General features: G+C 68.5%; 2 protein-coding genes. Both read right to left on the bottom strand.

What is annotated here, in order from left to right:
- Positions 1-13: 13 nt before the first annotated feature.
- The gene (locus tag AD89_RS0116750) at positions 14-1372 is read right to left on the bottom strand and encodes an MFS transporter (protein WP_025780696.1); all 1359 of its coding nucleotides are present in this window, start codon (positions 1370-1372) and stop codon (positions 14-16) included.
- An 8-nt stretch (positions 1373-1380) separates the two neighbouring features.
- Positions 1381-2052, bottom strand: a complete 672-nt coding sequence (locus AD89_RS18960; protein ID WP_155807505.1) for a GntR family transcriptional regulator — start codon at positions 2050-2052, stop codon at positions 1381-1383.
- Between the last annotated feature and the right edge of the window lie 81 nt (positions 2053-2133).

Genomic DNA, 2133 nt, shown 5'->3' with positions numbered 1-2133 from the left:
CGTCGGGTAGCAATTAGGGGTGTTTGGTGGATATGGCGACGGCTGAGAGGCAGACTAGGCAGATGACGGCCACGGCCGCCAGGGACACCGTGTACGACAGCACGGGCAGCAGGGCGGCGAGCACCGTGGGCAGCAGAAACCCGGAGTACGCCAGCGAATAGTAGACCCCGGTGATGCCGGCGAGCTCCTGCGGTGAGGCGATGGCCTGGACGATGATGAGCCCCGAGACCACACAGATTCCGTAGGCGACACCGAGCACGATCGCCACGATGAACGCGAGGATCGGGTCCGCCAGAAGTGCGGCCACCGCCCCGAGCCCCATACCCACGGTCATCAGCCCGAGTCCGACGACGAGCGCCCGCCCGCCGGTCAGTCGGTTGACCCACGGCACGATGTTCTGCACCAGCGCACCGGCTCCGAGCGTGACGACGGTGAGCACCGTGGCGTACATCGTCGTCCACTCCCCCAGCTCTGCCTGCACGATCGCCGGCATCACGGCATAGGCGACGCCGGCGGCACCGAACACCCAGGGCGCGGCCGGCACGATCAGTCGCAGGAACGTCCGATGCGCGATGAGCGGAACGCGCAGACCGTGCCACCAATGGCCTGCTGCCCGTTGGTCGCGAGGCATCGATTCCGGCGCGAAGATCACCAGGATCAGTGCGGCGAGGTTGAGCACTCCGTGCACCGCGTAGGGCACGACTTCGGGTACCGGCCCCCATTGGGCCAGGCACCCGGTGACCGCCGCGCCCATGGCAAACCCCAAAGTCAGCGTCAGCGAAGGACGCCGGGCACCAGCGGTGATTCCGGCCTGGTGATCGAACGGCGGGGTCGAGAGCTCCTTGATCCAGCTCGTGCCCACCGACATCGCCACCCCGACGCCGATCCCCGCGAGCACCCTGCCCAGGCAGAGCAGCCAGAACAGATCGAAACCGACCCCGAGGCCGAGACTGCCGGCGATCGCGGCGAGCGATCCGGCGATGAGGACCGGTTTGCGTCCATGCCGATCCGACAGCGCCGAGGCGACCAACAGTCCCGGAACGAGTCCGCCCACGTACATGCCCAGCAGCAGGTTCGCCTGCCAGATGGCGTAGCCGCCGTCCTCCTCATACATGTGCACGAGCGGGGTGAAATGATTGCCGCCCCATGCGAGCAGGAACATCACCGGGGCCACCATCAGCCACGCCCGCGCCCGCCGTGGCCGCTCCGGCCCACGATCGGGAGCCACCTGGCCGAGGTGGGACCGGGCAGGGTTCGGAACCGTCGTTTCGATGTCCGTGGCGGGGGCCGCCTCGGCGTGGGTATTCCGGTTCCCGGTGAGGACTGCCTCGGCGGCGGTGTCGGCCGTGGAGGTCGAGGGGTAAGCGGTCATGGTCCTCCTCAGCGGGACTGCGGGAAGTGGGAGCCTTCGATGTGGGCGCGGACGAGTCGGGCGAAGCCTTCTGCGTCGCCCGACTCGGCGCGGTCGGTGAGAGTCTCGTGCTCGGTCAGGAGCGTGTCGAGGGTGTGCGGCGCGTCGATCGCGACCTGGAAGGTCAGGCGGGCCAGGCGCGGGCCCATGGTGGTGAGCATCTCGGTGACGATGGCGTTGTCGCCGCTGCGGATGAGGCGGGCGTGGAAGGCGTAGTCGGCGCTGGCGAAGCCGAGCGGATCGCCCGCGTCAAGGGCCTTCCTCTGCTCGCCGAGCAGGGTGCGCAGATCGGCGGCCAGAGCGGTGAGGTCGCCGCTGTCGGACAGTGTCTCGACGGCGTCGATCTCGAACATCGAGCGCACGGCGAGCAGGTCGCGACGCTCCTTGCCCGTCACGGTGGTCACGAGCGCGCCCTTCTTGGGGACGAGGCGGACGAGGCGCCAGCGTTCGAGCTGGAGCATCGCCTCCCGGGCGGGGGTGCGACTGGCGTTGTGCGCGGCGGCGAGGTCGGACTCGATGAGGAGGTCGCCGGCTTCGTGTCGGCCTTCGATGATCTCCCGGGCGGTCGCCGCGGCCATCCGAACGGCGATCGGAGCGGAGCCGTCGATGCGCTGCCAGGGCAGTGTCAGCAAATCATTCACGGGCCCACAATATCAGATGCATACATTGATGCATGCATCTAACTATTCGGACTACCCGACGGCGGCCCAGCAACCTGGCGC

This window comes from Brevibacterium sp. VCM10 (assembly GCF_000583215.1).
GTDB classification, from domain to species: domain Bacteria; phylum Actinomycetota; class Actinomycetes; order Actinomycetales; family Brevibacteriaceae; genus Brevibacterium; species Brevibacterium linens.
Note: the sequence above shows the minus strand (reverse complement) of the source record. Positions and strands in the feature narration are given on the sequence as shown.